Below are 23,897 nucleotides of genomic sequence, written 5' to 3' on the forward strand. Positions count from 1 at the left end.
TCGTCGTGTGGTGGCGCTTCGCTGGATGTGATCAAGGCTTACATACAGAATCAGCAGGGCTGATGCCCTGCGCCGCATTCACCCCACACCTCCTTCGGTGTGGGTGCCCTGCGGGAGAGCACGATGGCAGAGGAACGACTGCGAGTCATCCTTAATCAGTCCGGCGATAATGGCATCCAGCCTGCCACCCCGAAGATCGATGCCACCAGTCTTTCGGAATGGGCAGTTTGCGCACGGGCGCTTCAAGCGATAGAAGCTGCGGAATGGGTCAATGTCATTGCACATACGCGTGCCTCGAAAAATCAGCGGCTGCGTTTTTCCGCGCATGCGCGGAAAAACCAACAAGTGAGCCAGATGGTCGTCAGCTTACCTCAGTGAATGGTCACAAGCCCAAGAGGGCTTCCAGTAGCGCGCTCGACAACCTCAATGCCAATCCCATACGCCGAGGAATCAACCTCGACCAGGAAGACCTCGAACTCATGCAGGTGATCGGCAGCATACAGAGCAATGCCTTTCTTTAGCTCGCACTCATAGGACACTGTGGGCGCCAGAGGGTGGGTAAACGTGATCATTTGTCAGTCCAAAAATACCAGTGCAATAAGTGCAAATTTAACCCAGCGAGGGGGAGTGCCATTTTCCCAGCGAGAGAGAGTCGGTCTGGATATGCAAAGCTTCTCAGCCAGATCGTCTTGGTGAAAGCCGAGGCGGTTACGTGCATCGGCCAAGCATGGCCCGGTCATGTCAATGAATAGGTGCGGAAACACTTTAAAGGCCCTCAGCCCACGGCACATCAGAGGGCAAAATGAGGGGCCAGCTCCTGTCTCCCAGCTGCGAATCGTGTTTCGCGAAACGCTCAGCAGCTCACCCAGTTGCTCCTGCGAAAGGCCTAGCGATTTCCGAACCACTCGCAACTCACCGCCAGATGGGGCGCTCCTGCGAGCCATTAGCGCAGCCCATGAACTACGCGCATAAAGTGCGCTGCCAAAGACGTACACCCCTTTTCGAGCCGTGTATCGGCAGGGGCGCCGGCAGACTCCAGCACACGGCAAAGCTGGATTGCGATATGACCAGGGTCTGATTTGGCTTGGTCAGGAAAATTCAGCTGATCGACCATGACCGAGCCCCTGACAACCTCACCGCCAAGCTTGATCATTAGATCGCAGAGCCCGTTCTCCACAACGCACTTGTGCAGGAACTCGGGTCCCGCTTGAACCATACGCTCGTTCCGGCCAAATGCTGCTCCGCGCTGGGCTGCTATTACCAAGAGGCGTTGCTGTACGTATGTGCCCCCCCCTGCCGGTAGCCTTGGAATAGGCGCGTAGCGGTAGCCGTGCTTCTTTAGCCCAGACACACCGTCCTCAGCAGAGAAAAGCTCGTAATGGCCAGTCTGAATGGCGTGATCGATGACGTTCTTCCAGTTGGTAAAGCCAAGACCAAACACCCAGTCATCAACCGGGCGCTGAGACAGCGACAGCGCTGCCGAACCTTGGATTGCCATGCCAGCTGCTACCACGCCGTCATCAACCGCGTTCACATCAAACTCGGCAGGGGCGGTATCGAGAAAGGAAAGTTGAAGGTCGCTCATAGTCGCGGCTCCTGTAGTGATGGGAGCCATAGTCAACTATGAGCGAGCGTGTCAGCGCATAAGGCGGGGGAGGGTAGAAAAATCGTGGCCCCCCAAGCTGGGCGCCGAGGACAGCAGCGGGTCAGCCCTCCTTGTCAGTCAAGTAGTCCAGGAAATCGAAAGCCTTGAGCGAATCTTCGTGGGCGGAGCGGTTGGAGTAGGCCAACATGAAATTGATGATGAGCTTGTACAGCAGCTCAGCGGTCGGGTGGTTGTGCTCGACGGAAGCCAAGCAGAATGCAGCCAAAACTTCTCTGGGAAATTTGGCCAGAAAGTCATTTCCTAACTGGGCAGCGATTTCCTGGCTGCAAAACGAGAAAACCGCATCTGCATCACGGTCACATGAATCATTGGCGGACGAGTCTATCTCCAACTTCTTTTCATGCAGTTGGACGGGTTGAAGGATAGGTGTCTGAGGGGGATTGCCCATGTTGGGAACTCTTTAATCGAAAAATCTCGACAGCCGAGCCCAACATGAATACTGAAAGGTCAGTCAGGTAGTTGGGCTCGGTGCCAAGCGGAAATTGCCCGAAGCTGGTGGTCGTCCAAGCACTGTAGCGCATTGCGCGCTGACTTTCCCTGTAGAAGTTCGGGGCGGCACAGCGCCATACCAATCATACAGTCCAGTCGCTCATCGCCGGACCTGTAGCCTGCCGCCATTTCAGCGTCCTGGATTAGCTGCAAGCAGCCAACATAAGTCTTGGCGGAGCGCGCAGCTTCTGCGTCAACAGCCAGCGCTTCGAGCGTCCATAACCACTCGCCTGATGAAAGATTTGCTGGCGTCCTGATCGCAACACGGTGCATGTGAGTGATCACGCCACACACGATGAACATCAGGTACATGTGGGGTTCTTGCGAATACTTCGGAACGTTTGTGATCGTGAAACTGCCCGTGTAGTCGGGGGAAATCCACCTTGTACCTACAACTCGGTCCTTCTTGATCAGCAGTCCTCGGGCATCCACCTCGAAGGTGCAATTCGTATCTGCGATGACTTCGTAGGGTTCGAGTGGGGCACCAGCGGGCAAAAATGGCGGGGCCTGCACGAAGATGAGCGAGGTTGGCCTTGTGCTCATAGACCTCACCCAAGGTGCTTGGTGATCACAGCCGCAATGGCGTCCTTCACCGGGGGTTTGACGATGTAGTCGTTGGCGCCGGCTGCACTCGCCAAGGCCATATCGAACATCCCATCCTTGGAAGACAGCATGACGATAGGCGTAGACTTGAACTGCACATTTGCCCGGATCAAGCGTGCGGTTTCCAGGCCATTCATGCGAGGCATTTCAACGTCGATGAACAGAATCTCTGGCTGGAAGCTGATCATGTGGCTAATGCCATTGAAGCCGTCTGTGCAGCACATAACCTCATGACCAAGCTCTCGAAGGTAGCCCTCGGTAGTAGTTCGAATTGTCTTCGAGTCATCAATCACCATGACTCGATGCTGTTTTGAATCCATGACTATCTCCTGAATCTGCTTGAGAGCCTACTGAGTCGCACCAGAAAGCCCAGTGGAATCCTGCCCTGATACCTGATAGTGCAGGTCGGAGATGCACTGATCGAGGCGTCCAGGTGCCTTGGTATCGCTAATGGTCCGCACACCCCGGATGAGCGCTATCTCCTTCCTGGCCTCGTCGCTGCCAAGCATTTGAGCCACAGACAGCCAGCAGTAAGCAGTGAATTCAGGTTCCGGGCTTTGAATCGCACCGATCAGGACCTTCTGTGCGTACTGATACATCGCCGAGGCATCCCCGCGCATCGCGCTTGCTTTCAGTTGATCGTTACGGAGGGCGGGAGCGGGGCCTGTGGCCTGTATCGAATGAACGCTTGCTTCCAGGCCGACTTCATTCCCAAAGATTTTGCCGAGTGCGACGGTAGCCTCGCTGTCCCCTCGAACTGACGCATCCCTTAGATACTCCATTCCAAGTGAGGGATCGTTCAGATGAGGCCTCTGGAGGTTCATCAGCAAGAGCCCGTATTCGCGGGCTGCTCGGGGGCTGCTCTTGCTGGCCAACTCCAGCAGCTTTCGACCATAAGACTCATCTGCCGGGACGCCTTGGCCGCGCAAATAGAGCATGCCTAACACTCTGGTTGCTTCCGCGTACCCCGCGCTGTGCGAGAGATTGATGTAGTGAAGCGCCTGATCCATATCGTGCGGTAGGGTGCCATCGAGGTACATCCTCGCGAGGACATAGAAAGCTTCCGAACTCCCTGAGTATCCCGCCTGACTCAAAAGCTCTGCTTTACCCTGATAGTCACCCATGGTCCCGAGACGATTTGCCTCCGCGATCATGTCCTGTATGTGGGGGTTGGCCTGTACAGAGCCGCCCTGCGTCTCAATGGCTCGATCTTGGCCGGCAGGTATGGCAATAGCTACTGCTCCAACCATTTCGCCCTCTGACGAAGCGCTGGAGGGCTTCTGGATGGGGGGGGCGGTGGTGACTGCGGATGATCTGGGCGGAATGGCGATGCCGGCAGAAATGGGCTGCCGCTGCTCAGGTTCGTCGAAGGGGTTGGAGGCGTTATCGTAGTTGTTTGTCGCTGCGCAGCCACCGAGCAAAAATGACAGCGGCACAGCGAGCATTAAGGTGGGGGAGCGGGAAACCATTACAGAGCCCTTTGACAATTCATCCCCCAGAATTGCCGTCTCCCGCTCTCAGTTCAACCGAACTCCCATCACTTCCTACGGCGACTGCGCAGGAACTCGGAAACCTCCTTCTCAAGAGCATCCTCAAGCGTTGGTTCTGCGGTTGCCGGTGCTATTGAAGTAGAAGGTACTGGCGTAGTTATCTGACCTATTTTCAATCGCTCCAGCTCCAGGTCAAACGCATCCGGCTTACGCTTACGAGGCCTGGCCCTGCCTTTAGAAGGTAGCGGTTGACTCGCATAGAGGGTGTGTATCGAGTTATCCAGGAGTAATGCGTGCTCGCATTTCTCAGCGAGCAGTTTGCTCAATTCTTCTTTGGTCGGGTGTTTCGAAAACAAAGATCGGGCCTCCGATTGCAAATTTCGCAATATCCCCTAACGATGGGGCGTGGTCGTGAGCGCTCTCTAGCGCTCACTCACAAGCATCACCATTGTCTGATGCCAGCCTTCGAGCATTTCTACATACAGATCGACGCCGCCGAGCGTGTAGCGGGAGAGCATATAGCCCTTACTGTGGATCGATTGAAGATTGCGCAGCTTGTCGGCCCAGCAGACAGAGCCGTATTCGCCAGTGGAGTGACGATACAGTAGGTCTTGGAGCTGTTGCAGGCTGTATCGTCCCTCCTGCATCAGGGCGTTCGTTGCGCCGCTCATGACCGTGCGCCCCAGCTCGATGGGGAATACCCCTGCATGGGTCATCTTGCCATGCAGATTCGTGAAATCGTTCTTTGCTTTCAGTTCTTCCGCTTGCTCAGCGGCCTCATCGATCATGGCTTGCCTACTTTCCTTGAACTCCTGGATTGCCGCATCGCTAAGCTCACTCCGGGGCACAAGACACGCCTGCATGTGCTCATAGTTGAAAGTGACGAAGACCTGTTCGGTTTCCAGCTGACGAAGTAACTGCGCCTTGCGCTGCGTCACAGGCGTTGGATCATCGTCGGTTCCAACGCGAGTAACGAAGTCTGTGAGCAGTTCATCAAGCGTATCTGCTTCTAGAAGCGTATGGGGAATTAGCATGCTGCACCTCCTGTAAATGCTTCCCCAATCATCCGTCGAGCAGGGATGTGTCACAGCTTCGAGCAGTGGCTTGCGAACGAAAATACCAAGTCCCTATGTTGGGATGTGGGAATGTCGTAGCCGTAAAACACTGAGGAACCAACCGGCAGCCATGCAAAACCAATCGAGGTGGCGCTGCCGATAGCTCCAGCAGTACCGGCTGTCGCACTGAACCGCGTGGTCAAAAAACCATCCTCAATAGCTGTAGCGCCAACTAGGGTCTTGGGGTCTATGCCCACAAAGCCGGCGTCAAGCCGGAGAGCGATGTGCTTCGTCTCGGCCAGAATCTTGCTGGTATTCAGGTCCGCATCGTACTGAGCTGTAACTTGAAGACCACCCCCCCTGGAGCAGGCGATCAGCATTCGGCCAGTGCCGTTCCAGGTCTTTTGCTCACCCTGGAGGAACACTTCTCCGCCGCGTCCGACTATCACCCAGGTGGCAGGATGCGAGCCATTGTTTACGAGATTTAATGCGACCGCTTCCTCCACAGGAAGCTTCTGGAGTACAGCCCCAGCGCCGACCATGCGCTGAAACAGCTTGGGTGACACATCCATCTTGATCAGGTAGCCGGTAATCGCAGCTGAAAGAACCTGCCCGAGGGCAAGGTCTTGTGGCCCGGATTGCCGAGAGAAGAAACGGTGGATACCGAAATAAGCTGTGCTGTCGGCGAAGCGATACACGCCGCCAGCGAAAACCAAAAGACAAGCACTCTGGCAGGAGCCAGGGACTGGCTTGCCCTGAGCGTGACCTCGCTTGCCAATAGCTGTGTTAAAGCCCAGCTTGCGAATGAACTCGCCCAGCTCCAGGCCGGCTTGAAGATCGCCACCAACGCTGTTGATGTAGATCGTGGCTCGCTCTATCTGGTTGGCGCCCAATGCTGTGGCAAGTTGGCGCGGGAGCGCAGGGGTGATCTCTCCGTCGATGTAGATTTCGGCGGGAGCCGACCGACCATCTGGATGCTTGAAGGTCACGGCCTGGATCGAAGGCTCCGCCGCAGAAACGAATGACGTAAACGCCGTTGCGAATATGAAAGGAGAGAGAACGCGCTTTAGATTCAAGTCTTGGCCCCATGAATGTCATTGGCCAAGGGTATGAGTTGATGCTGCCGCTCTGCCACTCAACTCTGAGCAGTCTTACATTGGAGGGGAATATCCGAGCTATCGTGGCTTGGCTCGACGCTCAGGCAATTCGCTAATACCTCCTGACTGTAATCGGAGGTACTGCACATGGTTGGGCATGGGCACTGGGGGGGCTTGGGGGGCAGGGCAATCGAGAATTTCGCATATGCGGAGAACGAGAGCCCTGTAGGCTGAGGCATATCCAAGCTTCTTGCCGATGTACTTAGTCACGGTGGGGCGACCGGGAGAAGACCACCTCCAGCTTGCTCTGCAAGGACCAGAGCTTGAGACAACGAGACTGATACCCGGAACGAAGCGCGAAGCCGACTTCGAGCTTACTCGGCCTGAGAGTATTCCAAGCTCCGCCTCTTTCTTATCTCTCCAGCGCTGGGCCATAGCCATTGCCATCGCCTCATTCACCAATGGAGTGATTCTGAAAACCTCGGAGTGGGTCTGTCGGTTTACACCACGCCCCTGCTGGATCATCGCCCGGTAGCCAACCAGGCTCCCGTCATCCTTGATGGGGAAAATCCTTCGCTTGGCATAGGTGTCAGCGGTCTTCCAGCGACCAACCCCGAGAAAGGGGAGGTCAGGCGCAACGTCCACCTCCAGCTCTATGGTTGAAGAATCTGGATCAGGCACCGCCTGAACATCGCCTTGTGGGCCGAATTGGCGCGCCTTGAGTGGGTTGGACGCCATTTCATTCCGGCGTATCTGGGAGGTCATTCAGCGATAGTCCTTCAAAGCTTGGCCAGTCATCGTCCGGGGCGGGCAATTCAGACGGCCCGCTTGAACTCTGTTGGCGGGCCGAGGCCAGAACACTCCCTGAGTGGTGAGCCTCTGGGCTCAAAGCCGAATCTGGGGTAGGGCGCGTGCTAGATGACTGCTCCTGACCCGAGGGAGAGACGTTATCGTACACCGCGAAGACCCCATCAGGCCCAACAAAGACCTCTGTTCTGCGAAGGTTGCCAGATTTCCCAACCTGCTCGCGTGTTCGGAGTTTCCCTTCCACATAGCAGACAGCCCCCCTACGGACGACATTTTCGCGGGCCTCTGCCTTGGGGCCGGTCACAACAACGCTGTGCCAATCAGGAGCTTGTTGGCCGGGGCCACGCTTCACGCCAGTCTCTGTCGCAATACGAATTCGCAACACTGGAGTGCCGCTTGGGGTATAGCGCAGGTCCCCATCCGCACCGGCCCAGCCAATCAAAATTACCTTGCAAACACCGCGACTCATTTACCTTCCAAATACCTAGACGGCAAGCAGGTCATTCAACTGCTTCGCCGATTGAACCATAGCTGCCGGCTCTGAGAACGTTCCCAGGTCGATGGGCGCGGCGCACCGAGTTAGGCTGAGTCGGTAGCTGACCCCATGCACCTCGGCCAGAGCCGCAGCCTGAGAGGTTGAGACTGGAGCGATGACCAGCTCCCCATCAGGCGATTGGCACACCGGAATGGTCGCACCTCGCATCTGCTCCGCATCAGCCAAGTCACCACAGAAATCAATGCTCTCACTCAGCCCCGAAGCCATAGTCACGTTGAGATTGATTTTGCACTGGAAACGCTCGGGAAGTGCCAGCCCATGTTGCTCTCCCTTAGCGTCAGCTTTCAGCATCGCTTTGGCAGCATCGAGTAGAGCCATGGCCTCACCGTAGGGCAGGTGCTGAATGTCTCCGAAATGAGGCAGCAGCATTTCGAGTTGTTCCTCGAACCCATACTCTCGATAGTCATCGGCATGCGGGTTGCCTATCAGGAGCATTTCAACCGCTTCTGCATCGGTGATCGCCACGACAACACGGGCATCCAAGGCATTATTCTTTTCGATGAACGCGGCGGCATGAGGACTGAAAAGATCGATTTCAGAGTAGAAGCGGCCATGACACCAGTCGGTGCAAGAGTGCTTTGCGCCGAGAAGCGGCCTGGGGGCATTAAAAACTGCGCAGCCCTCAGATGCGTAGAGGCCTTGAATGCTACGGGCAAAAACTACTTTGCAGTCGCTTAGGATTAGATGCAGATCGTGTTGCATGACATGGCCTCAAGTTGGTGTGCTGTCATCATCAATCCCACTAGGCTGTGTCATCGAGCGGCTTGGAACATCGCCAGCCCCTAGTCCTGGCCGTGAGGCTTCGCCGCTGAGTCTTTCGCCCCAAAAACATGTATCACCACGGCACCGGCAAATAGGGGGATCAAGCTGAACAACAACCCATAGATGAGTCCCGTTTCTCGGATCGTCTCATGCAGCGAGAATGCGACAAGCACCCCTACGAGCAGTCGCAGGATTGCCTGCTGACAAACACGCGGAGAGCCTGGAAAACAAAGGATTGGCTTGGTGAAAGATAGTGCTAGCAGGGCGCACAGGATCACCGCAGCGCTGGTGAGTAGTTCGGTCATCGGTCACTCCGTAGTCTGGAAGCGAACCTACAGATCGGCAGATCGCCGAGCAACCGAACCTGGAGCACTTGCATGCCCTATAGCACAGGCAAAAAAAACCCCCCACGTTTCCGTGGAGGGCTTCTTCATTTCAGACCATCAAGCTGCCCAGAGGTCAGGGTCGTACTTGAGCTGGAGGTCGGCGTATAGACGGTCGGCTTCCTCCCAAGTGTACTTCCCTTCCTGTACAGCAGTCCGAAGCGCAAGCGCCTCGGTTGAGAACTTCCACTCTCGGGTAGCCGAGAGCTTGTCCAGGGTGTCCGGGCTCACCATTTCGGTGTACCCGTTATCGCACAGCTCCAGCAGGGCTTCTTCGGCGCTCGAAAATGTCGAGTGTCCAAAGAACCCCTTCCGGTCAAACATCTGGTAGCGATAAGCCCCTTGCTCGCTAGCATCATGCAGGACGAATCCGTACTGATTGAGCGAATTTTTGTAGATCGCCCCAAAGCCATGCTCATCAAACTGCTTGAACATGCCATCGAGGACAATCTGCTTTGCATCCAGCTCCTTGGCGGCATCCTCAACGAATGAACCAAGGCGCTCAGCGAGCGGTGTAGCGTCTGCAAAGTTTTGGCGCAGGTCAGCAGCACGAATGGCGAACTCCTGGCGCAGATTTTTCGTTTTCATGACTACCTCCTTATTCATTCGCGCCGAGAGCAGTGGGGGCATCGCCACCACGGAACTCCTGGCCATTGAAGAAATAACGCACGCCCTTAGCCGCAATCTGGCGCTCCTTGCAAACATCCAGCTCTTGCTGGGATTTGCAGGTGGCGCTGATGTGGGCTTCTTCTTTCAGGCTGTGCAGGTAGGTATCCACGGCACCCAAGCTGATCCCGGACAGGGCTACAGCCGTGCAGAGTACGATTTGATAACGCTTTTTCATGATGCATCTCCGACCTGTAGAGCGCAGGCGATTGAGGTGTGACGCCAAGTGCTCTAAGGCTTGGCGGGTGCTACAGGCGTCAGCCTGACCAGCTCAAGCCCTATGGGCCTGAATTGATCAGGCCTAGGCCGGGGGGGGTTAGAAGCGGAAGTGTTGCGGTTTGAAGCGGTACATGTGCCCCTCGAAAGCAGCACAGCGACCTTTGAAGTCCACCGAGTAGGCGATACGACCTCGAACCCAGGAGCGATGTAGGGAAGTCCCAGCCAGCAGCCTGCGAACGAATCGCGGAACCCCATTACCGATGAAGCCTCGCTCGAATACGAACTCATGCGCAGAAGCGAACATGAGCCAAACCGCACGGTATCGAACTGCAAGACCGAATAGCCGATCAGCCCAGCGCTTCTTCCAGAAGACCGCCTTCGCTTGAAGGTAAGTCTTCGGTTTATCGCTCGGGTTGAGGCGGCCCCATACCCACGCTCTGTGGTGACGGGTTCCAGCAAACAGACGCCGGAGGATTCTGGGGGTGTAACGCTTGTTTGCCCCATGATCCTGGGCGGCGATTTCCGAGTAGAACGACCAGAAGCTGATCGTGTTCTTCCACTTCGCAATGATTGATTTCATGTTGATGCTCCGACCTGTTGGGCGCAGGCGATTTGAGGCGGCGCCAAGTGCCCAAGGGCTTGGCGTGGAAAGCAGGAACAGGCCTGACCAGCACAAACCCTAGGGCCTGACACAAGTCAGGCCCGAGCCGAAAATGAAGCGTTAAGCGGGTAGCGAAAGCTTCATGAGCGCCTGATGGCACTCGCAATGGATTTTGTTGCGAGCATAGCTTGCAAGCCTCTCGATACGAGCGTTGAAGAACTGGTCGAAACTCAGTTCGATCAATGCCCCCTCCTGGATGGTCCATTGAGAGGGGCCGATTTCGGAGAAGCCGGCGCCGTCGCCATAGCGGACAATGTTGCATCCGCCAATTTCGTCGAACCATTCAAAGAACAGATCGGCAGGCCCATCGATCACATCGATCTGGAAATCGGTGCGGTCGGGGTTGCTGTCCATGTGCCCTCGATAGTCCTCATCGTAGGAAACCCCACGATCAACAGCTTGCTTGACGATGCCGCGAAGCACCGTTTGCCGGGAAAGCCCGTTCGCTTTTTGCATTTCATTCTTCCGACCTGTGGGCACAGGCAGTGATTGTGGCCGCCAAGTGCCCAAGGCTTGGTGGAGGTAGCAGGTGTTAGCCTGACCAGCCAAGCCTCTCGGCCTGGGTGAGCAGGCCTTCGCCGGGGTGAACCTAGACGCTACAGCGCCCCAACTAAGCAGTTGCCCGGATGGCAACCACAGGAGTGCTGGGAAGCAGTCCGAAGTGCTCCTTAGCCCCATAGCCGCTTTCAGTTTCCTGAGAGCTGCATTCGAGGATGGTGAGAGCCTGATTCGGTGCTTTGCCGTGGCGATCAAACAGGTTCGCTTCGACTGCATAGACGCTGCCGGCGAGGTAAACCTGCATGCCGGCTCGAACTGCGTGTGCAGCGAGGATTTGAGTTTTCATGGTGCTATCCGACCTGTCGGTACAGGCATGTAATGGATAACGCCAAGTCCCGAAGCTTGGCGTTGTGACCGCACTGGGTCTGCACGCCGAGCCTTTAGGCTGGAATGCAGCCCAAAGCGGGGTAGGGGAGGGGATTAAGCGGTCAGCGCAAACAGCGGCAGGGTTGCAGGGCATTCCTTGAGCTGTTTGTTATTCGCCGGCACCGGCTTTCTTGCAGATGCAGCCTTTTCCTCTCGATTCACAGGTTGAGGTTTCGTGAGCGATGACACCAAGCCAGTAACTGTCTTGGCCATCAGAACGCCCACCGCAACGAATGCGCAGTAGATAACCGACTGCCCGAGAACTTCATGGGCTCTGGTAGAGCCAAGTCCCTCGATCAGCTTCTCTGGAATCGTTTTTACGCGTGCATGCTCAGCTGGTGTCATCAGCCGGGAAAGCCGAGGATCATGCGGAGCAACAATGAACGGTTCGGTGCTGCGGGCCTTGGCGTAACCGCGACCTATCACACCACAACCATCTTCCCCACCTATAAGCAGCTGACGCGCAAAGCCCTTACCAGCAGCCTTGTCACGCAGCTCCTTGTCCGCCAAATAGTCGTAGGTTTTCCACATGCCAGAATCGGCAGGGATGACTTCGAGCACATCAGCGATTTTTTCTTCACGCTGGCGCACAGGCACCAACTGGTTGAAGTCCACTGGTTCGCAAACCCCTGGCGTGGTCGCAACCAAGCACAGACGCTTACGCTTCTCCAGAGAACCCAGGCTATGCCCGTCCAGGACCGTCTCACTCAGCTGGTAGCCAAGATGGCTGAGCACTGAGCGGATTACGATCATGGCTGCCGTCGAGGCGTACTCGACAACGTTCTCAAGAATTACCAGAGCTGGATTCAGGACTTTCACCCACTCCAGATAGTCGAAGAACAGCGCTCCAGCAGTAGAGTGTTCCTCTGCGCAACTGAGGTTATTTTTCGCGGCCCCAGACCGTGACGCTCCTGTGCAAGGAACTCCTCCCACCAAAATATCGGTTTGAGGTACGCCATTACCCAGGATGTTCACGTCACGAATGTCGCCGTTGATCACGATGCTGTCGTCACGCCACAACTCAGGGTTGTTCCGCAGAGAGGCATCGATGTAGTCGCCCTCAAGCTCCACTGCGATCTTCACGTAGCTTGCCAGTCCGGTTCGTTGAAAACCTTCATGGAGAGCCGAATCGAGAACACCGCCGCCATGGAACAGAGAAGCGACACTGAGCGGTTCGCCAGTTTTTAGCTTGTTCAGAAAGCGATTTACTCGCTCTTGAACTCGCATGGCGATGTGAGACATGGAAATCACGATGCGACCATTGTTAATGGCCACCCGCAGCTTCGTCCCAACCTCGAATAGAGCAGCGATGATCGAATCGCGAACCTCGATGAGCGGGTATACCCGTTCATTCCTGGTGCGCTTGCTCACGCTGACTGTTTTGCCCGAAAAACCTTGTGGCGCAGGACGCAACTCGATTCGACGGAGCTTTTCACAGACGTTCAGCATGTACTGAACGCCAATCTCTACACCAGCATGCGCCAAGTGCTGTCCTTCCAGCCAAATACGGGGGACAGAGCGGGACTCGGATACAAGGGTGTTGATTACGGTAGTAGACATTTTGAGTGCTCCCTACCCGCAGCGAAACGAAGTTCCTGTCAGGTATGTGGTGGTTGTGCGCGCATAGCGGGGACAAACACCAAGCCCAGGGCAAGATGTTGTCTTGCCACAGGCGAGCGATAGGGATGGTCTGACGATTTCTACCCGCGCCTTCACGATGACGTGAGGGTTGGGTCTGCAAAAAGGCTTGCGATGACGCAAGGCTAGATGCAGTGCAGGCACATTAGAGAGCTGCATAGAACAACGCATTTGTAACACCGGCTTATGGGCAAGTAAACCGCTCAGCCGTAGGGGCAGGGCTGGAACTACATCGAGTTCGGTTGAGTTGGGGCCTTCAATCCCGAGAATGTCCTCTAGATCAAACCGTTAGAGCCCGTCGCTTGTCAGAACCAAGAATTCCCTCTCGCCGCCGCTTCCTAGCCTTGGGGCTGGCAATCGCCGCTGCTGGCATTACCGGGTGCTACCTCCCGGACGCAGCGGCGACAGCACGGCAGAAAGATTGGCGACAGGTATTGCTCGACAGAGATAGATGGCTCAGCCTGGAACGAGCAGCCACTGGAGAAAAGGCTCAGTTCAGGTACTACCGATTAGGCTACGGGTTCGAACGTGAAGGCTACAACATAGCCTGCCATCTACTGCGTGACGTTGAGAGTGGCGTCACCCACCGCATGAATCCGAAGCTCATCGACCTACTGTTCTTGATCCAGGGATGGCTGCGGATCAATGGCCTGCCTTACCACATAGTCATTCTCAGCGGTTACAGAACACCAGAACATAATGCTCGCTTGGCCAAGGCAGCTAAGGACTCTGAGCATGTGAAGGGAAATGCAGCCGACATTCGGATACCCGGCCTGAAAGTCGATGCGCTAACCCGTCTGGCCAAAGCGGTCGGGGTGGGTGGCGTCGGTATCTATACCAGCGACGAGTTCGTCCACGTCGATGTTGGCCGGGTCAGAGAGTGGAAAGGCTAACCACGTTTCTTGCGCGGCGCCGGTCGTTCGGCGCCGAAGCTGTCCGCAAAGGCATCCAAACGCTCCTGAATAGCGTCGTCGTCGCCCCTGGCAATATCTTCTGGGGTGTCAAGTAAGACAGGAATTTCGAGTGCGGAGCGAATTCTCACCGCTTCCCCTGCCTTCAACCCGCTGACCACTTCCTCGCCCTCATTGTTTCGCTCGATCTTCCATCCGGGGACGATCCAACCCTTGCACTCCCAATCCTCAAAACGCTTCTTCTGCTCAGATTTGAAGCGGCGCTTCACGATCTTGTAGTCAGATTTCGACCCACTGAACTCATGGTATTTTTCAAGCTTGGTGGGGTACACCCCATCACGATGGGATGCGATTAAGGGCAATAGCTTTTTGCCGAAGCGGTCGAGAGTGTCCCAAATCTCGAAGGGGAGCAGGGTAGTGTTCACCCCGTCGAAGAAGATCGCGGAAATGGGGTCAAGATTCACAATCATCCGCTTTGTGATGTGGTTATGCGTCTGGTTCGTAATGAACTTCATGCTCACATCAACTGGCTGATCATTTTCAAGACCATCAGCGATCATCTTCAAATGCGAGCTGAACCTGTTCTTCACGTACTCTTGGAAGAACTTGCCGTCAGCCATTTCCGAAAGAGCAGGCGAGGTCAAAATGCTGAGAAGCCGGCGCAGCGCTGGCTTGCTGCTGATGCGCAGCTCAGCAGCAGCCAAGTCATCCAGGATGCGCCGGGCTTTCTTGTAATTCGCACCTGAGTTGAGGTCGAGGTTCAGCCAGCGAAGAATGTCAGCTTGGTTGCAGTAGATCGGCTGCGTAAGAGAGCGGCCCCGAGCGAGAACAAGAAGGCGAACTAGAACGACTTCATGGTCAACAGTGAGTAAGGGGCCTCGATAGTGGATGCTGCCACTGCCGAGACTGAAAATCTCAGTCCAGTCCAGATATTGGGATTTCGCCCGAACGTTCATCTTGCCGGCTGTGAAAAGTGCCGATCTGACAATCGGGTTGCTCTGCTCGAAGAAACGTTCGTTGGTGAAGGGGAGAATGCCTTGGGCGGACGCCAAGTCGAATTTCTCACGGAGCTTCGAGCGGCGCTCGTCGATGACGCCTTGGACGGATTCCTCCTGCGTCAGCACCAAGTCGTCACTCATGAGCCCCCCCTTTTTCTCCGAAACCACACCAAAACTATAAAGCACAGCATATATGTCTATTCGCCCAAATAAACCCCTCCTTAATATCATTTCAACATAAGCAGGGAGATTCTTGGCAGGAGTAGGCAGGAACACAGGAATCCTGTGTACGCCCGATTAGAGCGCTCAGGATAACGGCAGATGCCTGAAACTCCCCCCAGAGTGTAATCGCAACACCTGGAAGGCCAGGAAAGACGGAGCCGCACACCAAATTCCAGTCGAGGCTCTGCCCGCTCAGCTGATTCCAGTGCCAATACGCCAGCCAGTGGGCCTTGCTTGAGGTCGATTGGCTTCCTCGCCAAGCGTACACAGGATTCCTGTCCACAACACGAACCCCAAAACTGACGAGGCAGCGGGCGAGCCAGAAGCCCCGAATAGCAAGGCGCACACGAAAATCCTGTCACTTCGGTTGAAGCGAGCCTCGCAATACTGGTAAGCGCCCGCCAGATTCCAGTGCTCATCCTCCGAAAACGCTCGATTTCGTGAGAGCCGGAAAGGCCAACCCCCATGCACAACGCCGCCAAGCAATCTCAAGCCTGAATGAAGCCCACGCCGCACTAGGCGTACAGGAAATTCCTGTCAGTTCAGTTGCAACGACAGAGCAGACGCGATCTAGCCGCTCGGCAAATTCCAGTCCTTAGATCACCGAGCAGCCGTCAGGCGTTAGCTCGGAGCCTGTTAGGGCCAACAAGCCCGAGTGGTGGCCTCTACGGCACCAAACGTTGGCAGCCGTACATAGGATTCCGGTAGGTTGTGATTCCTGGCCAGAACACAATTTGCCCGACCAGCGCCTGATTCAAGACGGATGAGCCAGCACAACTCGGGCGAGCTGGGGCTCCAGCAAACATTACGTCCTGGCCGAACGCAAAACGCTTGGACCGCCGCCCTGCAAGATGACTGAGGGCAGGGCGCACGCCTGTTTCCTGTATGAGCTAGGGCTATCCCTGACCCAACAGGAAACAGGCGTGCGCCATAACCCGATAACCCCATGCTTCCGCACACAAGATTCCTGTACCAGGATTACCTCGATGCCACGGCGCTCAGCTGATTCCAGTCGGCATCGGGGCCGCGCAGACGGGATTCCAGTAGGGCAGGGGTTCCAAGGGTGATTGGTGAGCCTCGGCGCTCGGCTATTTCCGGTCGATACCAGGGGGGCCGCACACAGGATTCCGGTAGACGTGGGCTCCCGTGGGTGACTGGGTGAGCCTCGGCGCTCGGCTGTTTCCGGTCGGTGCCGAGGCATGCGTACACAGGATTCCGGTAGAAGTGGATTCCCAAGGGTCGCCGGGTGAAGCACGGCGCTCGGCTGATTCCGGTCGGTGCCGGGGCATGCGTACACAGGATTCCGGTAGAAGTGGATTCCCAAGGGTCGCCGGGTGAAGCACGGCGCTCGGCTGATTCCGGTCGGTGCCGGGGCATGCGCACACAGGATTCCGGTAGAAGTGGGCTCCCGTGGGTGGCCGGGTGAAACGCGGCGCTCGGCTGATTCCGGTCGGTGCCGGGGCATGCGTACACAGGGTTCCGGTAGAAGTGGATTCCCAATGGTCGCCGGGTGAAGCACGGCGCTCGGCTGATTCCGGTCGGTGCCGGGGCATGCGTACACAGGACTCCGGTAGAAGACGGGGCTCAACAGACCACAAGGAGGCTCCGTTACTCGACTCTCAGCCGGTCTTGAACCTGCCAAGAGACAGCTATGACGGGGCTTTCAGCCATGCGCACGCCTTTCCAGGGTGCGAAGGTGGCTACCTATAAAGGGTGAGGTAGAGGTTAAGTGCGGCGAGTTCAGTTGATTTTGTCGTTTGAGTTGTGGTCAAGCGCTCGGGAGATTCCAGTCAAGATAGGCCAAGACAAGCCGCGAGCGACCCTATGCAGAATTAAACCGATAAGCCAGCTGCCATGCGGCATTCAAGGCTTTGCGCCCGATTCCATAAACAGGTTGTGAACAGGCTATCTACAGGAAACGCACAGAAAACATGGTATTTATCCACAGAATCCGTTGCTTGGAGAGCCGTGACAGGAAGTTCATGTGCGCGAGCCGGAATCCTGTGTGCGCGACCCGGAATCCTGTGTGCGTAGACAGGAATCATGAGTACGCGACCCGGAAAGCTATGTACGTCAACCGTTCTTTCGTGTGCAGCCCTATAGAGCAGCAGGCAAAGCGGAGCGGGCCTTGCAGCGATGTATCAACACCCTATAACCCCAATCTTTATAACCCGCTTTAATAACCCCTTGCTATTACCCCTCTTGGTTCCAACCCAAGTTGGAACCCTAAAAAGATTGGGCGCTCTCGAAATCAGAAGCTCATGCGTTGAGCATTTGCGCTGATCAGTCGCTCAGAGGTTTCGCGATTAAGGACCGCCCCGGCGTATTCGCGGTGTGGGTTCCCGTAGACGTGATCCACTACATCCGCAGCTCGCATCGACGACAGCCATTCAGAAACCAAATCTGGCTCAGCACCGTACAAGCCGATCTTGATATGGCCAGTTGAAGTCTTGCGGGTTGTGAGGATTGGAATCTGTACCAGTGCAGCTGCGTCCCGAAGCTCTGGAGTTGAGTCAAAGCTTCCATCGACTACCTGAATCCCACCCAAATTCAACCTTGGAAGCTCAAGAACGCGCTCAGTCGCACGCTCGATACGCCGCCTCAGAACCCAAGGCTGGATTTTGGCCATTGCTGATCGCGCTGTGATTCTCCAGGCCATAAGCTCTTTCGGATCAACTCCAGGACACTCACCCCTCATCGCCGCAGAGAGACAATGGTCGCTGGCAGCTACAAGCTTGAAGTCAGAATGCTTCCCCCCTATGAGCTTCGCCACTTGGCCGATAGAAGAACCTTCCCAGTAGCTCACAGGAGGGGCAGCAAAACCGGGATCGCCCTCATTGTGGTGGTCAACAATAAGATCGCTCTCCGGGTCGTAATCAGGGCTTCGACACTCAACCCAGACAACCTGTTGTCCAGCGTCAACATGGCGCAAAAGCGCGTCCGCCTGATAGGCGTTGCTGCTGACGCAACGCTTTCCGTTACGGTATGCAAGCGCACACGAAAAGCCGGCCTTTCGTAGCATGTACTGAATCGAAACAAGCTCCGGGTCACTGGCGCCAAGGGCGAACACCGTGCTGGCTGGGTTAAGTAAGCCGGCCATCACTCGGAACGCTCAGCAGTCAGGATTGCGACGCGAACAGCTGTGCCCTCAAACTGATCCTCGAACACCTCAGACCAATTGTGACTGAACCCCTCAAGCGGGCTCGTATTGATCATGGACGCTGGGAGGATAGCTACCAGACGACCATCAGTTGCAAGCAGCGATGCAGCTGCCTCCAGGTGTGCAGCAGCACGCCCATGGCTGAACGGTGGGTTCATCAGAATCCGGTCGAATCGAGTCGAGCAGTTCTTCGAAGCCCACTCCAAAAAATCGGCTTTTACAACCCGATAGCCTTTCGACTCCAGAACCTTCACTCGCACCTGCGCCAGCTCAATGCAAGTGGTCGATTCCATTGGAAGATACTGAGCCAGATCGCCAGTTCCGGCCTGCGGTTCGCAGCAGTTATGGCCTGGGCGCACATCCAGCCGTGCAGCAGCTACCAAGCCAATCTCGCTCCGGGTTGGATACCACTGGTATGCGGCTTTCTCCGGCACGGCACCGCTGTAGATCAACTGATCAATGACAGCATCAGCATCAAAATCGAACTGCGCATACAGGTAGTTCTTATCGGCGCTCAATCTGACGACCGCGCCAATGTCACGAAGTACCTGGGCTGTTTGGTCAACTGCGTCCTGAGCCTTTGAATAGACGTATGCCGAGTAGCTATCTCCACGCCGGTCAAGAGCACTCAAAAGGTCAATTACAGCCATCGGGAGGCGCTGCATCTTGAGGTCGAATGAGGCGGGTTTTTTCCCGGCTTTCTGCGGGGTGCGGAATTTCGATGGAATGGCTGTGGGGTAGAGAGTCGCCAGGATGCTGTTCAGCTCTATTGCAACTTCTTCGGCTACCTCGAAGTGGACTGTTCCCTTCCGATATACGACCAGGGAAAAAGCTCCCCCATCGATCTGGATTTTCTTACCAAGCGCTTTCCGATAGATGTTGGCCAGCAGCTTTCGGGTGGCGTACTCGCTGGGCTCACCACGGCCTGTCAGCCGACCTACAACCCCGCGAAGATCGCTGATGATGCCGGCTTTGTGGGTGTTCACATAGCCATCGGCGTCGTACACGTTGGCAAGTATCATCTTCTTGGAGAATCCAGCTGGTGAATTGCTCACATGCTCTCGGCTCAAGCCAAAGAAGATTCCATCTACCCGCTCAGCAAAGTAGGTTTTGCGAGCAGCCAGCAAGTTTTCGAGGGTAGGCCTTACGGTGCTTTCATCGAACGGTGGACACTCTAGCCCGCTAAATTGTGCCCGTGCTTGCTCCCTTTTCGCGGTCGGCATCACCTCAAAAACCTGCGCATCATTCAGGAGCCGCGTCCAGAATTCGGCACGGAGTGAAGCTTTCGCGGCCTCGGTATCGCTCGGAATGGAGTAACGGTATTCCGGGCCGTATACAAGACGAGCGCCCTCAATGAAGTAGTTCATCACCCCTTGATTGAATGCCGAGTCGATGAACTGCTTTGTGTCCTCGATGGCTTGTTCACGCTGCCGATATTGACCAAGCAGCTGATCAATCATGTCGAAGTTGGTAAGGCCTGTTGGTGCGTCAGTAGAGCCCGCCACCAGGAACTCTGGGTTCGAATGTGGCAAGTGATCGGCTGCGAAAAGATTGGTTTGGAATGCGGTCATGGCTCTCGCCTCCTGAAATGATGAGGTCATAATCAGTTCAGAGCCGCTGTGTCACCGGAGCCCGAGAGGGTGTGGACGATTTTTGTCGGCGCCGATGTTGGGAATTCGGCTCCCGGCGAATTTCCGCGCATGCGCGGAAATTCGGGTCAACTGGTCAGGTAACGGAAGCCTGTCGTCAAGCGATATACCAAGTCGTTTGATGGTGCTTGACCAACTCGTAAGCGGCGCTGCTTGAGAGCACAACCCCCACTAACGCAGATGGGATTTGGCCCCTGATGCGTAAGGATTGCCGCCTATCAAAGGTGCATGCCTCGCAGAGGTAGGCTTGGGGCTCACTGCCGGTGTGCTTTTTCTGGGTTCGATCAATCGCCTCGGCGATCAGTGCTGAAACGCACCGCCCCAGTCTCGCCTTGCTTAGATTAAGTCCTGGCGCAGTTGGAGCCCCTTCCGGCAGGAACGTTGCCCGCTTAACTTCATGAACCAGTGCGCCACAATGCAGACATGGCGACCTCATGCTCTCGACATGAACGGCGATTCTCTGGCCAGCAGTAAATGTTTGAACACGAAGCCTCTGCTCTGCGGCAGCTTGAGCCAAATGGGCCAGGCTAACGCTTCTAGTGAGACTGGAATTTTGTGAGCGGGCGTTGACTATTCGAGCCTTCCACTCACCCTCATCCTTGGCAGCCGATACGCAAACCATATGCCGGGTTGAGGGTATGCAGCATTCCGAGAAAATCCAGACAACCTCTAGCCCCCTATCTCGCAGCTGCGAATTGAACGCTAATAGTGGTGCGGCACTACGAACGATCTGATCAACCAAGCAAAACACTAACGTTCTTTGACCATCCGTGGCGCACAGCAAAATCCGGGTCGTTTCAGGTGCTGTGAAGTGGGGGGCGAGTCGAGCCCAGCCATCAGGTAGGCCTAGCTCCAGCTGCTGTACAAGATCATCCATGGTGGAGGTCGCTCCATGCCTCGAATCAGTACCGTCTAACGTGACGATGACGCTCAGCACGATCAACCAATGTCGATGCAGTTGCTGACCATTGCCTTCGGCCCAGTTGAATTAGCGCTCTGGGCCGGATTTCAAGTCCATATACTATCGCCATGCAGATCGAACGTAGGTGGCAGCATGTACGGAAAGCTGTCTGCGATTGTTTCAGCCCGAGTCTTAGGTCGCCCAAGGACGATGGCCCTATCGCCACTCTCCTTGTAGATCAAACCTCCGGCGACAATGCAGTCGGGGGCAAGCTCTGAGGTATCCATCGGTTTGAGTGAGTCCGTATCAATGATGCTAGGACAATGCTCATGAATAACATCCAGCCCTACGCTTACCGGCTTGCGCTCGCTGTAGCAGTCGATGCCGAACCACTGGCCTTCATCTTTTTGGAGGATGAAGAAGGGCTCTCCGTACTCCCGTGTCTCGTATTTGATCGCCAGGAATAAGGTGACGTTGCCGGCCAGCCGCTCACTTGTCAGTTCCTTCGTGGCGGCAGCATATTTCGCAACGCAATCTCGCCAGAATGGGTTTGCAGGCTCCGATTTCAAGATCAGAGACGCTGGGCACTTGAGGTAGGTCCGACTAGCCGTGCTCAGTTGTTGTTCTGGAGTGACTACAAGCCGACTACCATCGAATTCGTAGTGGCACAGATACGTATTGAACAACGACTCCAGCACTATGAAACCACGCTGGAAATCAGCTGCAAGCGCCTCTGTCCGCTTGATCGCCTTGACCTCGACTCTCAGTCCGCATTCTTTTTCCCAAACATCCGCAATGCGTTGGCCTTGAGCTTTGATGGTTTTCAAGTCGGAGGGTTGAGCAGAGGCGAAAATGCGCATTTAGGAAGCTCCCGTTGTTGATATGTACATCATCAACCTAGAGCAGCGGTGTCATCGCACTGCGGAGTCGAATGCCCAATTCCCAACGTGCCAAGCCGGGGCCGCATCTTAACTGGCGGTTGAATAAGCTGAGAGGGGGAGGGCACAGGTGAAAGCAGAAGCCGCCCGAAGGCGGCTCTGTCGGACAATGCGGGGGAGTCTGTCCAGAATCTGAGCTACTGTCTGCAAGTCTCTCAGTCCCTAAACCATATCGCTTTGGCCGGGGTCGAGTTGAGCGTTTGGTTCAGTTTGAAAAAACCAGCTGCCTGCTCACTGGTCAGCTTACAAAACTAGGGACTGTAGGCGCGGATCACTCGCCAACTCTTTGTACCAGGGGGCTATGGTCTTGTTGGTCATCGGGCGATGTTTTGCTATCTCAACCAGTACGGCAAAGAAAAGCATTTCAAGGAAGGTTGGGCGACCTTCAAGCACCCTCCAAGAATCTCGGTTGCGCACAACGTCAGCAACCAGTTCCTCGATTTCATCGTAGTAGGCCAGCAGTGGCTTGGGGTCCGAGGTTTCTTGATACGCCGGCCACAAAGCGCTGAGGTTTCTGAGCACACGATGGATCAGCGTTCTTGCAAAGAGCCTTGTGGGTAGATCGGCTGGATACATGCCGTCCGGGCTGCGCTCGTTCAGGTACTCGATCATCGGGTACAGCTCATGGCTGTAGGCCTCGGTGGTGTAGATTGCCGGTATGATCGGAGTTGTTCCCGCGCCAGCACTCGACTTCAACTGGATCAGTTCTGACTGATATCTGGGGTCGGCAGCATCAGCTTCTCTGAGTTCCCAATCCATCATTCGAAGTGCAGATCGTAAGAAACGACTCTTAATGCAGCCTTTGTGGTAAAAAATCGTAAGCAGCATTGCAGCCTCTTTGCGTGAACCAAGCCAAAGCAGAATTATGACCTTGGCGGCAAGGAAAATCATGGGGCAAGTGCAAACTTGTCAAACCCCATGCCGGGAAACGAGAGACCCACCCTTCGTTCCGTTGATCAAGGCGTCGTGCAGCTTGATACAATTTCGTAGAGCTGTGCGTTGCTCTCTGGTAATTCGAGGACTCGACTGTATTCACCGGGACTACGCTCGAAACTCCAGCTGTATCCGACCTGCTTTGCTCCATGTAATGCAGAAACTGCCAGACTGCTTGGCACAGACCTGAACGAAAGATAGCCTGTCAGTTCGTCCTGACTTACCTGAACCTCATCTATGGAGAATTTCGTCCCATCGACCGAAAGGCTGTGCTGGTCGTAGTTGAGAAGGGCTATTCCGGGAAACCAGGGATTGGCCTGCACCTCCATGTTGAGCAGGCCCTGCTCGCACGAAAAGCTGATAGACAGCGTGCCAGTAGAGCTTTCTGTCCTGCCTAAAAGCGTGCCTTTGCTAACCGTTTTCCAGGTTGTTTTTGAGGTCCCAGAAGCCAGTGCCCAGTCATAGATTGCGGGCTTTCCTATTTGGATCAACCTGTCTGCTGGGGTTCTCATAATCAGATCAAAGAACTCTCTACTGATCCCCATTTCATCAATGTATCTGCTCAAGTCTCGCTCGGCTGTGAACAGGAGCTTGCTGTCAGAAGCCCATTTACCTTGATTGGCTAGATAAAAGCGGTGTACCGCTAACTTGCCTGTACCTGAGTCAAGTAACCTGAATTTGCCGCCAACAAAGGCGATGGGACATGCACTTTCACAAACACCAGTTCGTATGGTTTGGCCGTCAGAACTAAGCCGGCCAATTTGCGTCGCATATCCCTTAGCTCGAATTGCACGACCGAGTGCTTGCGCTGCTACAAGGTCGCCGCCAGCAGAGTTCAAGTAAACGATCCCGAACTCCTGGCCTCTGGGTATTACAGAGCGCCGGAACGTATCAACGGTTGGATTGTGGATGTATCCGTCGATGAAGACCTGGGTGAATCCGCCGTTATCAACGGCCAACACATTCGCTGGTTTCAGACGAGGGTCATCAGGAAGGATGCTGGCTGCAAAGGCGGCATGACTGAAAATGGCGTAGTAGAGCGTTGTGGTGGCGAGCCCTATGAGCCCCCTTTGAAGGCCGCGTTTCTGGCCCTGCCTTGCGCTATTGAGCATGGCGGCAATGTCCGAAGGTAGCGGCGGAAACCCCACCTCCCAGAATGGGAAGTGAGG

General features: G+C 55.5%; 26 protein-coding genes. 2 read left to right on the forward strand and 24 right to left on the reverse strand.

All coding sequences use genetic code 11. The annotated features are described in order from the left end of the window. The first annotated feature begins 123 nt into the window (after window positions 1-123). Window positions 124-378, forward strand: coding sequence for a hypothetical protein (locus PSOLE_RS18945; RefSeq protein WP_074861104.1), 255 nt, complete (start codon window positions 124-126; stop codon window positions 376-378). Here the strand turns inward: PSOLE_RS18945 and PSOLE_RS18950 are convergent. From PSOLE_RS18950 to PSOLE_RS19040, 18 genes are all read right to left on the reverse strand, one after another. Continuing rightward, a complete protein-coding gene (locus PSOLE_RS18950) occupies window positions 372-572 on the reverse strand; it encodes a hypothetical protein (RefSeq protein ID WP_058151576.1) in 201 nt (66 codons plus the stop codon). The two genes, PSOLE_RS18945 and PSOLE_RS18950, sit on opposite strands and share 7 nt — an antisense overlap. Window positions 573-575: 3 nt before the next feature. Then, entirely contained in the window at window positions 576-944 is a 369-nt protein-coding gene (locus PSOLE_RS25065) for a helix-turn-helix transcriptional regulator (RefSeq protein WP_074861106.1), read from the reverse strand. Then, window positions 944-1,585, reverse strand: coding sequence for a hypothetical protein (locus PSOLE_RS18960; RefSeq protein ID WP_074861110.1), 642 nt, complete (start codon window positions 1,583-1,585; stop codon window positions 944-946). The genes PSOLE_RS25065 and PSOLE_RS18960 overlap by 1 nt, the downstream gene beginning before the upstream one ends. Before the next feature lie 121 nt (window positions 1,586-1,706). Then, entirely contained in the window at window positions 1,707-2,054 is a 348-nt protein-coding gene (locus tag PSOLE_RS18965) for a hypothetical protein (protein WP_074861112.1), read from the reverse strand. A 59-nt stretch (window positions 2,055-2,113) separates the two neighbouring features. Next, a complete protein-coding gene (locus PSOLE_RS18970) occupies window positions 2,114-2,698 on the reverse strand; it encodes a hypothetical protein (protein ID WP_084344006.1) in 585 nt (194 codons plus the stop codon). Window positions 2,699-2,703: 5 nt separating this feature from the next. Continuing rightward, the gene (locus PSOLE_RS18975; protein ID WP_020307502.1) at window positions 2,704-3,078 is read right to left on the reverse strand and encodes a response regulator; all 375 of its coding nucleotides are present in this window, start codon (window positions 3,076-3,078) and stop codon (window positions 2,704-2,706) included. Between the two features lie 27 nt (window positions 3,079-3,105). Continuing rightward, window positions 3,106-4,227, reverse strand: coding sequence for a tetratricopeptide repeat protein (locus PSOLE_RS18980; protein WP_074861115.1), 1,122 nt, complete (start codon window positions 4,225-4,227; stop codon window positions 3,106-3,108). A 443-nt stretch (window positions 4,228-4,670) separates the two neighbouring features. Continuing rightward, window positions 4,671-5,282, reverse strand: a complete 612-nt coding sequence (locus PSOLE_RS18985; RefSeq protein WP_074861117.1) for a YheU family protein — start codon at window positions 5,280-5,282, stop codon at window positions 4,671-4,673. A gap of 50 nt (window positions 5,283-5,332) precedes the next feature. Then, window positions 5,333-6,292, reverse strand: a complete 960-nt coding sequence (locus PSOLE_RS18990) for a COG3904 family protein (RefSeq protein WP_058151570.1) — start codon at window positions 6,290-6,292, stop codon at window positions 5,333-5,335. Window positions 6,293-7,139: 847 nt separating this feature from the next. Further along, window positions 7,140-7,676, reverse strand: coding sequence for a single-stranded DNA-binding protein (locus PSOLE_RS25230; protein ID WP_074861120.1), 537 nt, complete (start codon window positions 7,674-7,676; stop codon window positions 7,140-7,142). Window positions 7,677-7,691: 15 nt separating this feature from the next. Continuing rightward, the gene (locus PSOLE_RS19005) at window positions 7,692-8,465 is read right to left on the reverse strand and encodes a hypothetical protein (RefSeq protein ID WP_074861122.1); all 774 of its coding nucleotides are present in this window, start codon (window positions 8,463-8,465) and stop codon (window positions 7,692-7,694) included. 80 nt (window positions 8,466-8,545) lie between these two features. Further along, on the reverse strand, window positions 8,546-8,830 hold the full coding sequence (locus PSOLE_RS19010) for a hypothetical protein (RefSeq protein ID WP_020307494.1): 285 nt from the start codon (window positions 8,828-8,830) through the stop codon (window positions 8,546-8,548). Window positions 8,831-8,968: 138 nt separating this feature from the next. Next, a complete protein-coding gene (locus PSOLE_RS19015) occupies window positions 8,969-9,496 on the reverse strand; it encodes a hypothetical protein (protein WP_058151568.1) in 528 nt (175 codons plus the stop codon). 10 nt (window positions 9,497-9,506) lie between these two features. Next, the gene (locus tag PSOLE_RS19020) at window positions 9,507-9,752 is read right to left on the reverse strand and encodes a hypothetical protein (RefSeq protein WP_074861124.1); all 246 of its coding nucleotides are present in this window, start codon (window positions 9,750-9,752) and stop codon (window positions 9,507-9,509) included. 138 nt (window positions 9,753-9,890) lie between these two features. Beyond that, a complete protein-coding gene (locus tag PSOLE_RS19025) occupies window positions 9,891-10,373 on the reverse strand; it encodes a hypothetical protein (protein WP_074861126.1) in 483 nt (160 codons plus the stop codon). A 141-nt stretch (window positions 10,374-10,514) separates the two neighbouring features. Further along, entirely contained in the window at window positions 10,515-10,910 is a 396-nt protein-coding gene (locus PSOLE_RS19030; protein WP_139205034.1) for a hypothetical protein, read from the reverse strand. 154 nt (window positions 10,911-11,064) lie between these two features. Next, the gene (locus PSOLE_RS23925; RefSeq protein ID WP_096427151.1) at window positions 11,065-11,298 is read right to left on the reverse strand and encodes a hypothetical protein; all 234 of its coding nucleotides are present in this window, start codon (window positions 11,296-11,298) and stop codon (window positions 11,065-11,067) included. Window positions 11,299-11,432: 134 nt separating this feature from the next. After that, window positions 11,433-12,938: a DNA cytosine methyltransferase gene (locus tag PSOLE_RS19040; RefSeq protein WP_074861128.1), complete on the reverse strand. Its 1,506-nt coding sequence runs from the start codon at window positions 12,936-12,938 to the stop codon at window positions 11,433-11,435. 512 nt (window positions 12,939-13,450) lie between these two features. Between PSOLE_RS19040 and PSOLE_RS19045 the strand changes: the two genes are divergently transcribed. After that, window positions 13,451-13,909: a YcbK family protein gene (locus PSOLE_RS19045; protein WP_244597305.1), complete on the forward strand. Its 459-nt coding sequence runs from the start codon at window positions 13,451-13,453 to the stop codon at window positions 13,907-13,909. Here PSOLE_RS19045 and PSOLE_RS19050 read toward each other — a convergent pair. The 6 genes from PSOLE_RS19050 to PSOLE_RS19075 form a co-directional block, all read right to left on the reverse strand. Next, the gene (locus PSOLE_RS19050) at window positions 13,906-15,066 is read right to left on the reverse strand and encodes a TrfA (protein ID WP_074861133.1); all 1,161 of its coding nucleotides are present in this window, start codon (window positions 15,064-15,066) and stop codon (window positions 13,906-13,908) included. The two genes, PSOLE_RS19045 and PSOLE_RS19050, sit on opposite strands and share 4 nt — an antisense overlap. Window positions 15,067-17,398: 2,332 nt before the next feature. Then, window positions 17,399-18,247, reverse strand: a complete 849-nt coding sequence (locus PSOLE_RS19055) for a hypothetical protein (protein WP_074860889.1) — start codon at window positions 18,245-18,247, stop codon at window positions 17,399-17,401. Next, complete coding sequence (locus tag PSOLE_RS19060; RefSeq protein WP_158212587.1) at window positions 18,247-19,878, reverse strand: DUF4942 domain-containing protein; 1,632 nt, start codon at window positions 19,876-19,878, stop codon at window positions 18,247-18,249. Before PSOLE_RS19060 ends, PSOLE_RS19055 begins: the two co-directional genes overlap by 1 nt. 1,086 nt (window positions 19,879-20,964) lie before the next feature. Beyond that, the gene (locus tag PSOLE_RS19065; RefSeq protein WP_074860891.1) at window positions 20,965-21,717 is read right to left on the reverse strand and encodes a hypothetical protein; all 753 of its coding nucleotides are present in this window, start codon (window positions 21,715-21,717) and stop codon (window positions 20,965-20,967) included. A 321-nt stretch (window positions 21,718-22,038) separates the two neighbouring features. Then, entirely contained in the window at window positions 22,039-22,623 is a 585-nt protein-coding gene (locus tag PSOLE_RS19070; protein ID WP_074860894.1) for a hypothetical protein, read from the reverse strand. 128 nt (window positions 22,624-22,751) lie between these two features. Beyond that, complete coding sequence (locus PSOLE_RS19075) at window positions 22,752-23,840, reverse strand: COG3904 family protein (protein ID WP_074860897.1); 1,089 nt, start codon at window positions 23,838-23,840, stop codon at window positions 22,752-22,754. Window positions 23,841-23,897 lie beyond the last annotated feature (57 nt).

This window comes from Pseudomonas oleovorans subsp. oleovorans, from assembly GCF_002197815.1.
GTDB lineage: Bacteria > Pseudomonadota > Gammaproteobacteria > Pseudomonadales > Pseudomonadaceae > Aquipseudomonas > Aquipseudomonas oleovorans.

Excerpts from the sequence above, each read along its gene's own strand:
- PSOLE_RS23925 (WP_096427151.1), bottom strand. The coding sequence starts at position 11,298 with ATGAAAACTCAAATCCTCGCTGCACACGCAGTTCGAGCCGGCATGCAG.
- PSOLE_RS18975 (WP_020307502.1), bottom strand. The coding sequence starts at position 3,078 with ATGGATTCAAAACAGCATCGAGTCATGGTGATTGATGACTCGAAGACA.
- PSOLE_RS18980 (WP_074861115.1), bottom strand. The coding sequence starts at position 4,227 with ATGGTTTCCCGCTCCCCCACCTTAATGCTCGCTGTGCCGCTGTCATTT.
- PSOLE_RS19030 (WP_139205034.1), bottom strand. The coding sequence starts at position 10,910 with ATGCAAAAAGCGAACGGGCTTTCCCGGCAAACGGTGCTTCGCGGCATC.
- PSOLE_RS19075 (WP_074860897.1), bottom strand. The coding sequence starts at position 23,840 with ATGCTCAATAGCGCAAGGCAGGGCCAGAAACGCGGCCTTCAAAGGGGG.
- PSOLE_RS19065 (WP_074860891.1), bottom strand. The coding sequence starts at position 21,717 with ATGCGCATTTTCGCCTCTGCTCAACCCTCCGACTTGAAAACCATCAAA.
- PSOLE_RS19020 (WP_074861124.1), bottom strand. The coding sequence starts at position 9,752 with ATGAAAAAGCGTTATCAAATCGTACTCTGCACGGCTGTAGCCCTGTCC.
- PSOLE_RS19070 (WP_074860894.1), bottom strand. The coding sequence starts at position 22,623 with ATGCTGCTTACGATTTTTTACCACAAAGGCTGCATTAAGAGTCGTTTC.
- PSOLE_RS19050 (WP_074861133.1), bottom strand. The coding sequence starts at position 15,066 with ATGAGTGACGACTTGGTGCTGACGCAGGAGGAATCCGTCCAAGGCGTC.
- PSOLE_RS19025 (WP_074861126.1), bottom strand. The coding sequence starts at position 10,373 with ATGAAATCAATCATTGCGAAGTGGAAGAACACGATCAGCTTCTGGTCG.
- PSOLE_RS18985 (WP_074861117.1), bottom strand. The coding sequence starts at position 5,282 with ATGCTAATTCCCCATACGCTTCTAGAAGCAGATACGCTTGATGAACTG.
- PSOLE_RS18950 (WP_058151576.1), bottom strand. The coding sequence starts at position 572 with ATGATCACGTTTACCCACCCTCTGGCGCCCACAGTGTCCTATGAGTGC.
- PSOLE_RS19005 (WP_074861122.1), bottom strand. The coding sequence starts at position 8,465 with ATGCAACACGATCTGCATCTAATCCTAAGCGACTGCAAAGTAGTTTTT.
- PSOLE_RS19055 (WP_074860889.1), bottom strand. The coding sequence starts at position 18,247 with ATGGCCGGCTTACTTAACCCAGCCAGCACGGTGTTCGCCCTTGGCGCC.
- PSOLE_RS25230 (WP_074861120.1), bottom strand. The coding sequence starts at position 7,676 with ATGAGTCGCGGTGTTTGCAAGGTAATTTTGATTGGCTGGGCCGGTGCG.
- PSOLE_RS18945 (WP_074861104.1), top strand. The coding sequence starts at position 124 with ATGGCAGAGGAACGACTGCGAGTCATCCTTAATCAGTCCGGCGATAAT.
- PSOLE_RS19010 (WP_020307494.1), bottom strand. The coding sequence starts at position 8,830 with ATGACCGAACTACTCACCAGCGCTGCGGTGATCCTGTGCGCCCTGCTA.
- PSOLE_RS18960 (WP_074861110.1), bottom strand. The coding sequence starts at position 1,585 with ATGAGCGACCTTCAACTTTCCTTTCTCGATACCGCCCCTGCCGAGTTT.
- PSOLE_RS25065 (WP_074861106.1), bottom strand. The coding sequence starts at position 944 with ATGGCTCGCAGGAGCGCCCCATCTGGCGGTGAGTTGCGAGTGGTTCGG.
- PSOLE_RS19015 (WP_058151568.1), bottom strand. The coding sequence starts at position 9,496 with ATGAAAACGAAAAATCTGCGCCAGGAGTTCGCCATTCGTGCTGCTGAC.
- PSOLE_RS19040 (WP_074861128.1), bottom strand. The coding sequence starts at position 12,938 with ATGTCTACTACCGTAATCAACACCCTTGTATCCGAGTCCCGCTCTGTC.
- PSOLE_RS18965 (WP_074861112.1), bottom strand. The coding sequence starts at position 2,054 with ATGGGCAATCCCCCTCAGACACCTATCCTTCAACCCGTCCAACTGCAT.
- PSOLE_RS18970 (WP_084344006.1), bottom strand. The coding sequence starts at position 2,698 with ATGAGCACAAGGCCAACCTCGCTCATCTTCGTGCAGGCCCCGCCATTT.
- PSOLE_RS19060 (WP_158212587.1), bottom strand. The coding sequence starts at position 19,878 with ATGACCGCATTCCAAACCAATCTTTTCGCAGCCGATCACTTGCCACAT.